This is a genomic window from Caenibacillus caldisaponilyticus, assembly GCF_002003465.1.
In the GTDB taxonomy this organism is placed as follows: Bacteria; Bacillota; Bacilli; order Bacillales; family Sporolactobacillaceae; genus Caenibacillus; species Caenibacillus caldisaponilyticus.
Map to the genome: position 1 here is coordinate 1 of NZ_BDDQ01000087.1, position 6,937 is coordinate 6,937.

Below are 6,937 nucleotides of genomic sequence, written 5' to 3' on the forward strand. Positions count from 1 at the left end.
AACGATATCCGATGTATGATTGCATCAGAAACTGATATAGGCTTGTCCAACTATGGAAGGCCGAAGCCTTCTCTTGAAAAATCATTTCAGTTAGGCACTCGCTACCTTCTTACTCTGGGCAAGTTCAGCAGCTTGTCTGGCCTTACGTTCTTTGACGATTCTTTGTGCCGCAGGTATCAGTGCGGCATAGAACTTGTCGCAGGCTTCTTTTGGAAGTTGAAATTTAGCCATGATATCACCCCTTAGCCTCATGTGTATGAGGTCCAGAGTTTGTCCGATCACATGTAGGGATTTTCTTCCTTTTTGTCGAATAAGATCGATAGAAAGGAGGTGAATCGTAGTGAATACTTGCCCAAAATGCGGAAGTTTCAATATGGTTACTAGTAACGACAACTACGCATTAACGATATGGAACTTCCAAAATGACCAAGTAACCGTTAATCCTGGCCAATTTTTGCCTGTAAAAGGTTCTTTCTGTTCATCTTGTGGTCATCTTGAACTTAAGGTTGATGCAGAGAGTTTGAATAGGTTCCGGAAATAAGGATCTTATCAGCATTGAGATGCATTGGTTTAATCTTCTTGGCCGTCGTAGCCGCGGCGGCCTTCTTTTCAAGCTCCGTGAGCCGTTGGTGTATTGCTTCAACCGCATTTTCAAGAGCAATCAGGCGAGATTCGATGTCCATGGGATCACCTCCTTTAGGCTGAATGACAATGATTTTTTGTCAACGTTTCGTTGCTCTCATTTTCAAAAAAAAAGTGTCCAATCAACATCAAGAACGTCAGCGATTTTCTTCGCTATATTAACACTCGGTGTCCTTTTTCCATTTTCTATCATGCCGTAATACTGCCTTTTAACATTAATCCTTTTTGCAACATCAGCATGAGTAAAATTTTTTCTTTTTCTCGCGTTCAAAAGCCAGATACGTTGCAATCTATTCAGCACCCCCTCTAAGCAACATTTCGTTGACATCTTTACTTTCATTATACGCCACATTTTGTTGCTGTCAATAGTGGAGATAATTTTTTTGCAATGAAATGTTGCAACACCTTTATGCAACATAAGGTTGCGTTATAATATAGAAAATAAATGAGAGGGATTCATATGCTTGCATATAGGTTGCGGAGTTTACGGAAACAACAAAAAAAGACACAACAGGATCTGGCAAATTTATTAGGAATCTCAAGGCAAGCATATAGCAATTATGAAACGGGACAAAGAGAGCCAGATATAGAATCACTGAAAAAGCTTGCCGATTATTTTGGTGTTTCGATCGATTTTTTAATAGGACATAATATCTCAAAAATAATGGAGCAAGCTATCCCATTCGATGAAAAAAATATGACCCGTATCCCCGTCCTCGGCACCATTCGCGCCGGCGAGCCGATCGACAGAATCGAAAATATCGAAGGCTATGAGCTCGTGGATAATGACAAATTGCGCGGCCGAAAGGCATTTATCCTCCGCGTGCAAGGCGATTCCATGATCGGCGACAACATTTTCGATGGGGATCGCGTCGTTGTGGTGTTGCAGAATCAAGTGGAGCCGAACGACATCGCGGTCGTGGCCGTGAATGACGACGAGGCCACGTTAAAACGTGTCAAATTCCAAAATGACATGGCCATTCTCATACCGTCAAATCCAGACATGGAACCAATGTTATATCCTGCCGATCAGATTTTTATTATTGGAAAAGTTATAGAAGTACGTCATAATTTGGAGTAAACCCGAAATGGGTTTACATATAACAATAAAATTGAAAGGGGTACAATATGAGCCGTACAACTGAATTTGTGTTGGGACTCATCGGGGGAATTTTTGGATTCATAGGTGCTATTCTTGCGATCGCCATTGGAGCAGTTGGATCAGCATTTGGCGCCGACTCCGGAGATACGATCAACGGTTTGGGATGGGGAGCATTCATCCTTTCAATCGTAGGCGTCGTCGGATCCGCGATCGTGAAATCGAAACCAAAAGTCGGTGGAATCCTGATGCTGATCGCCGCTGTTGGTGGGGTCATTTGCATTTCATATTTCTATCTTGTACCAGGCATCCTGCTTTTCATCGGCGGGCTAATGGGTGTTATTAGAAAAGAAAAGACAGCAAACGAAGAAAAAAGCGCTTAATTTAGACATATTGATATGGCCCGGATCCGCCGGGCTTTTTTGTTGGGAGGGTATATATGCGAGTCGCAACATATCGCCGCGTATCAACAGATATCCAAGTCGAGGAAGGCGTCTCTCTCGCTACTCAAAAAGAACGACTTCTTTCGTATATCCAATCGCAAGGCTGGACACTTGTCGAGGATTACGTCGACGAAGGCTATTCAGCAAAAAATACGGATCGGCCAGCAATGCAAAGGCTAATAGCCGATATTAAAAAGCAAAAATTCGATGTTGTGCTCGTATATAAGCTCGATCGCTTCGTTCGTTCCGTTCTCGACCTTCATGAGCTGCTTCAACTCATGGAAAAATATGACGTGAAGTTCAAAAGCGCCACCGAGGTTTTTGATACAACGAGCGCAACGGGCCGGCTGTTCATCACATTGATTGCTACACTCGCACAATGGGAGCGCGAGACGATCGCCGAGCGGGTATATACCAATATGCTGCATCGATCAGAAAAAGGCTTGAGAAATGGAGGCCCGGCGCCGTATGGGTATAAATCGGTGAATGGAAAGCTGGTAAAAAATGAGGAAGAAGCTAAATGGGTTAGATTTATGTTTGACCAGTATAAAGCCCATGGGACACATAATATTGCCATGAAGCTAAATAAAATGGGCGTGAAAACAAGAAGAGGAGAAAAATGGAATGATTTTGTCGTTCGATATATAATAACAAACCCAATATATTGCGGAAAAACAAGGTGGAATCATCGGAGCTTGGCAAATAGAAAAATGACGGGTGAAGATGTCATCGTCCCAATAAATCAAGATGATTTTGAGCCGATTGTCACGGAGGAAGAATTTGAAGATGCGCAAAAACGGATGAAAGAACGAAGAATTATGCCTTTCAAATCGAAAACACACTATCCATTTTCCGGCGTTGCCAAATGCGGGAGATGCGGGTATTCATTTGTTGGATCTAATAGAAAAAGGAAAGATGGATCCATATATCGCTATTATAAATGTCGAGGGCGTTTCAATTTTGGTTATTGTGATATGCAGACCATTGCGGAGGAAGCAATCGAACGAGCTTTTCTTGAAACATTTAATTTTACTGATCCATCTTTTATCCACGATATTATAATTCCGTCAATGGATAAAGAAACAATACAGAAAGAACTTGAAAAGATACAAATGCGGAAGGAACGAGCGGAGGAACTGTATCTTGAAGGGGACATTGATAAAAAACGTTATAAGGAAATCATGGAAGATATCCGGGAATCCGAACATCATCTTATGAGCGAGCTCAATGCCGCTGAACAAGAGGCAAGCGCGGATGAAATTCGGGAATTTCTCGCAAACGTGAAACAGGAATGGCATAATTTAACTTTTGAAGAGCGGCAAATGGCGATACAATCTATATTCAAATCATTTACCATCGAACTTGTGCGCCCGACCAAATCAGGTAGAAATCCAGAACCGCCAATTGTCAAAATTACGGACTATGAACTTCGATAGTCATTTAACGGTTACCTAGTGGTATGCACGGATCTTCATTCATGGGACAATCTTTTATGGCGTAAACGGCGCCTTTTTCCGTCCGGGTAAAGGCTTCAAGACCGCGCTTCAGCAAGGTGACGATGGTCGATTTTCCACCGCTCACCGGTCCCATCAACAATAATATCCGTTTTTTCACATCCAGGCGCTTCGCTGCCGGATGAAAATATTCGTCGACAAGCCGTTCAATCGCATCCTCCAGCCCGAAGATTTCCCGATCGAAGAAATGATAATGTTTGCGATCGTTTTTTACCGTCACACCCGCGGATTCAATCATGTTATAGATCCGGGAGTGCGCCGACTGTGCAATCCATGGCTTTTCCTTCAAGAGTTTTAAATAATCCGCGAACGTCCCTTCCCATTTCAGCTTGTTGTCCTCTTCCCGCTGCATCTTGACCTTATCCAGAAAATCCATGAAAATCCCCCCGAGTTTGAGCGAGTGTAATACATCCTATGCACTGACATGCCCAACTTTCCACGGGAATCCGTCTAAACCCGAGATGCCGTTGCGCGAAACAAACGTATACACAATGGGCACGTTTCGTTATAATAAAAGCAGCGAGAAGATTTTGAAAGGGGCTTCGCCATGAAAACCTTCCTTATTTTACTCGTCATCATCTCATTTCTCGTCGCCATGTTCACGGCGGGCTATAACGATAAACCTGAATCGGAAAAATAACGAGCCACTAAAAAACGGCTTTCCCATAAAGGAAAGCCGTTTTTCCATATGCCGACCTTGCAAACATCCAAAGGCGAAGGCCTGTCCGCCCTTGAGAACGGCCACGGGATCGCCTCCGGAACCCATCCTGCCTGCAGTCTTAGCTTTGTTCGTTCCGCGACCTCCCATGTACCCGTCCGGCATGGCCGTGTGTCATTTCAACCCCGGAAATCCTTGTTGCCGGAGTGCTTCGTACACCATGATCGCCGCGGTGTTGGACAGATTGAGCGAGCGCACGACATCGGTCATCGGCATGCGCAAGCACCGCTCTTTGTTGGCTTCCAGCAATTCTTTCGGAAGCCCGCTCGTTTCCCTTCCGAATACAAAAAAGTAATCTTTGTTTGGATCGCTGAAATCAAAAGACGTATGCGCGATTTTGCCGTGTTTCGTCAGATAGTAGTAATCACCGTCCGGATAACGCTCGAACAATTCATCCAGGCTGTCGTAATAGCGAATATCTACGTATGGCCAATAATCCAGCCCCGCCCGTTTCAGCATGCGGTCATCGGTTGAAAAGCCGAGCGGCCGGATGAGGTGAAGCGTCGAACGGGTCGCCGCGCACGTCCTCGCGATGTTGCCGGTATTAGCGGGGATTTCCGGTTGGTATAAAACCACGTTTATGCTCATGGCATCCACCTCTTCTTACGCGAAACCAGTTCTCTTCGTCCGCATTCGCGACGGCTTCCTTATTATAGCACCAGATCAAGGCATCGTGGAACGCTTGCATACGAGGATTGAGATCGGATTCCGCACCGCGCCAAAAAAGCCGGACGCAATCGGTAGCGCCATAAAAAAGAAAAAATCCCCTGAAGGGATAGAACGCAGCCACGCGCGGTTTCGTCATAAAGAGTAAGCGCGGGATGTTTTTCATCTAAGAGCCTGAACGGCACGGCGAGAGATCCGGCCGTGGACCGCATCGACCTTGACGGCTTTGGCGGCTTATCGAAAAAAATGACCGATCATTTGATTGAGCTGTCCTGCATGTTTTTGGCAGCTTTGATTGTGATGACCTTAATAAACCGCAAGCCGCTGCCGCATTCGAAAGCGCCCATCTCTGCGGATCACCCGTTTACTCAGGTTAGCGTTGTATGTTTCCCTCAGCCCTTCGACGAAAAGGATCAGTCACCGCCGATATGAAAAAATTTATATTTTATGTTCGGCGTCCACGCCGTCGAATCTTCATAAGACCAATACCTGTGGCGGGAATCGGTGGTGTGGGCATTGACGAGCGGCATGCCGTCGGCGTCTTTCGCCGTCACGATCGTCGAGTGGTCAAAGCGGCCGTCGCCTTGGAAGTCGTAGCAAATCACGTCCCCCGGCTGCAACCGCTCGGGCCGATCAACGGACACCGCCCCCATCCGCTGGCTCTCCCCCTCAAAATACCAGCGCAAGGCATGAGCAACCGTCCAGCTGAAACTCCACCGATGGTTCGCATACCACCATCCGGCGCCGGGATTGAATTGGCCGTGCATCGGCGCGCCGCCCGCCCGCAAGCATTGGGAGACAAAATTCGTGCAGTCGACGTCAAACGCTTTATATTCCGGATTGGCGTCGCACCACCAACGATCGGCATATTTGACCGCGCTTAAGCGGTCGTAGTCGAATCCCTTGCCTTTGGCGCGCAGCCGCCCCTCGTCCGGATCCGGAATCTCAGCCGAACGCGCCTTGACCTCGGGTTCGACCGTGACCGAGCGATCGCGCACCAACTCATCGCCGTTAAAAACGGCCTGTCTATCCGTCTGCCGCTCCTCAAGATAAAACACATCGCGGTGTTTGATCAAAAATTGCTGACGCAGGCGGTAGCGGACGACGCGCGCAGCGCCGCTCCAATGCATGCCCGTCACCGCTCCCGCGGCGGAGGCTTTGACGATTTCCGCCTTTCGCTCTTTGAGCAGCCGCTTCTTGCGCATCATCGCGCTACGATCCTTTTCTTCAAATACGCGATAATGGTCGAGACTCCGGTCGACCCAAAGGTCGGACGCAAGCCGCAAGTGCCGGCGCCATTCTTCATACCAACCCATCCGCACCACGCCCTCCGTCATTGCCGTTAATATAATCTATGACGGGTAAACCCGGGATAAAACATGGAGCCGCCGCGAGCCCGATCGGCTGGATAAAAAGTCTTTATAAGAAACTTTAGTGGATGGTGGCATGCGGCGGCACAGCTAGACCAAACCGCGGTCTCATGAGATCGCCCCCTTCCTCACCGGCCGCATAAAAAAACGCCCGGACGGGACGGGCGCCGGATCGACTGATCGGTTTTGAAAAGGCGGAAGCGGAAAACAAACGCGGATCCGCTTGTCCGATACGATTCATTCCGTTACAACTACAGCGTTGCGGTGCTCCCTTTCCAGCCGTAAAAGCGCGATCTTTTTATCCAAGCCGCCGCCATAGCCGACGAGCGCGCCGGACGCGCCGATCACGCGATGGCACGGCACGAGGATGGGAAGGGGATTGCAATGGTTGGCGCCGCCGACGGCGCGGACGGCGGTCGGTTTGCCGATCTGGCGGGCAATGTCTTTATAGCTGCGCGTTTCGCCGTAGGGGATCGTCAACAGCG

At 47.9% G+C, this 6,937-nt stretch carries 10 protein-coding genes and 1 pseudogene; 4 read left to right on the forward strand and 7 right to left on the reverse strand.

Annotated features, from left to right (window positions below; all coding sequences use genetic code 11):
• Window positions 1-90 precede the first annotated feature (90 nt).
• The 3 genes from CCB157_RS17745 to CCB157_RS16080 form a co-directional block, all read right to left on the reverse strand.
• Entirely contained in the window at window positions 91-231 is a 141-nt protein-coding gene (locus tag CCB157_RS17745) for a hypothetical protein (RefSeq protein WP_158077359.1), read from the reverse strand.
• A gap of 269 nt (window positions 232-500) precedes the next feature.
• Window positions 501-683 carry a hypothetical protein gene (locus CCB157_RS16075; protein ID WP_077616846.1) on the reverse strand — a complete coding sequence of 61 codons (183 nt, stop codon included), beginning with the start codon at window positions 681-683 and terminating at the stop codon, window positions 501-503.
• 62 nt (window positions 684-745) lie between these two features.
• On the reverse strand, window positions 746-931 hold the full coding sequence (locus CCB157_RS16080) for a helix-turn-helix transcriptional regulator (RefSeq protein ID WP_369688692.1): 186 nt from the start codon (window positions 929-931) through the stop codon (window positions 746-748).
• Between the two features lie 171 nt (window positions 932-1,102).
• Between CCB157_RS16080 and CCB157_RS16085 the strand changes: the two genes are divergently transcribed.
• From CCB157_RS16085 to CCB157_RS16095, 3 genes are read left to right on the forward strand one after another with little or no spacing between them, the layout of a single operon-like run.
• Window positions 1,103-1,723: a LexA family protein gene (locus CCB157_RS16085; RefSeq protein WP_158077360.1), complete on the forward strand. Its 621-nt coding sequence runs from the start codon at window positions 1,103-1,105 to the stop codon at window positions 1,721-1,723.
• Window positions 1,724-1,770: 47 nt separating this feature from the next.
• The gene (locus CCB157_RS16090) at window positions 1,771-2,124 is read left to right on the forward strand and encodes a DUF4064 domain-containing protein (protein ID WP_077616848.1); all 354 of its coding nucleotides are present in this window, start codon (window positions 1,771-1,773) and stop codon (window positions 2,122-2,124) included.
• 56 nt (window positions 2,125-2,180) lie between these two features.
• A complete protein-coding gene (locus CCB157_RS16095; RefSeq protein WP_077616849.1) occupies window positions 2,181-3,620 on the forward strand; it encodes a recombinase family protein in 1,440 nt (479 codons plus the stop codon).
• Between the two features lie 28 nt (window positions 3,621-3,648).
• Here CCB157_RS16095 and CCB157_RS16100 read toward each other — a convergent pair.
• Window positions 3,649-4,074, reverse strand: a pseudogene (locus tag CCB157_RS16100) (protein prkA); the annotation flags it as partial.
• Window positions 4,075-4,530: 456 nt separating this feature from the next.
• Window positions 4,531-5,004, reverse strand: a complete 474-nt coding sequence (gene trmL, locus CCB157_RS16105; protein WP_077616851.1) for a tRNA (uridine(34)/cytosine(34)/5-carboxymethylaminomethyluridine(34)-2'-O)-methyltransferase TrmL — start codon at window positions 5,002-5,004, stop codon at window positions 4,531-4,533.
• Window positions 5,005-5,283: 279 nt separating this feature from the next.
• Here trmL and CCB157_RS16115 point away from each other — a divergent pair, with 279 nt between their 5' ends.
• Complete coding sequence (locus CCB157_RS16115; RefSeq protein ID WP_077616853.1) at window positions 5,284-5,514, forward strand: hypothetical protein; 231 nt, start codon at window positions 5,284-5,286, stop codon at window positions 5,512-5,514.
• Here the strand turns inward: CCB157_RS16115 and CCB157_RS16120 are convergent.
• Together CCB157_RS16120 and CCB157_RS16130 are read right to left on the reverse strand one after the other, a co-directional pair.
• Window positions 5,496-6,398 carry an amidase domain-containing protein gene (locus CCB157_RS16120; RefSeq protein WP_077616854.1) on the reverse strand — a complete coding sequence of 301 codons (903 nt, stop codon included), beginning with the start codon at window positions 6,396-6,398 and terminating at the stop codon, window positions 5,496-5,498. The genes CCB157_RS16115 and CCB157_RS16120 overlap by 19 nt on opposite strands.
• Before the next feature lie 291 nt (window positions 6,399-6,689).
• Window positions 6,690-6,937: methylated-DNA--[protein]-cysteine S-methyltransferase (locus CCB157_RS16130; RefSeq protein ID WP_143287113.1), on the reverse strand; the 248-nt coding region annotated here is incomplete at its 5' end.

Coding starts and splice junctions, on each gene's coding strand:
- CCB157_RS17745 (WP_158077359.1), bottom strand. CDS start 231: ATGGCTAAATTTCAACTTCCAAAAGAAGCCTGCGACAAGTTCTATGCC.
- CCB157_RS16120 (WP_077616854.1), bottom strand. CDS start 6,398: ATGGGTTGGTATGAAGAATGGCGCCGGCACTTGCGGCTTGCGTCCGAC.
- CCB157_RS16095 (WP_077616849.1), top strand. CDS start 2,181: ATGCGAGTCGCAACATATCGCCGCGTATCAACAGATATCCAAGTCGAG.
- CCB157_RS16090 (WP_077616848.1), top strand. CDS start 1,771: ATGAGCCGTACAACTGAATTTGTGTTGGGACTCATCGGGGGAATTTTT.
- CCB157_RS16085 (WP_158077360.1), top strand. CDS start 1,103: ATGCTTGCATATAGGTTGCGGAGTTTACGGAAACAACAAAAAAAGACA.
- CCB157_RS16075 (WP_077616846.1), bottom strand. CDS start 683: ATGGACATCGAATCTCGCCTGATTGCTCTTGAAAATGCGGTTGAAGCA.
- trmL (WP_077616851.1), bottom strand. CDS start 5,004: ATGAGCATAAACGTGGTTTTATACCAACCGGAAATCCCCGCTAATACC.